The sequence below is a fragment of the Litorivita pollutaquae genome (genome assembly GCF_003205515.1).
In the GTDB taxonomy this organism is placed as follows: Bacteria; Pseudomonadota; Alphaproteobacteria; order Rhodobacterales; family Rhodobacteraceae; genus Litorivita; species Litorivita pollutaquae.
On record NZ_KZ826508.1, the window covers coordinates 1 to 631 of the forward strand.

Consider the following 631-nt stretch of genomic DNA (forward strand, 5'->3'; position numbering starts at 1 on the left):
GAAGCGCCTCAAGCGCTACCGTGGCCTTAAAATTATCTGAAAAACTGCGTCTCTTGGTCATTTGTGTATCCTGTCTTCAAGGTTGGATACATCTTAGCACGCTGTCCTGTTTTGCCGGACCACTTCAAGCCGTGATAGGTGGCGCCGTCGCATTCGATCCCTGCAAGGTAGACGCCCGCATGATCCGGATGCACGACACCCAAGTCGATACGGAAGCCTGAGACGCCAATTTGTGGTCGTAGTTCCCAACCCTTCGCCTCGATGGCCGCTTTGATGGCCGCCTCAAAGACGTTCTCCACAGGGCCGAGCGAGCCATCGTCTTGCGAAGGAAGTGCTACTGGGCCACGCGTGGCAAAGTCCAGGAAACCCTTAAGGTGCTTTACGCCAAGCGCCTTTGTGCGGGTCAAATCGATCTGATCCGCACGAACCGAGGCAAAGATGTGCAACTCTTGCCGAGCGCGAGTAATAGCTACGTTCAGCCGCTTCTCCCCACCATCGCTATTGAGTGGACCTGTCACGCTTTTGTGCCGCTCCAAGTGCTCGTTTAAGCCACTTTCCGTTCAAAAGCGACCGGGCTTTTCCAGCCTAATGCTGAGTGTCGGCGGCGCGGATTGTAGAACCCGTTAATGCA

Annotated in this window: 1 protein-coding gene; it reads right to left on the bottom strand. The window is 55.2% G+C overall.

The genetic code is table 11. The features are described 5' to 3' along the window. Nucleotides 1–32: 32 nt before the first annotated feature. A complete protein-coding gene (locus DI396_RS16365; RefSeq protein WP_235851920.1) occupies nt 33–518 on the bottom strand; it encodes a hypothetical protein in 486 nt (161 codons plus the stop codon). Nucleotides 519–631 lie beyond the last annotated feature (113 nt).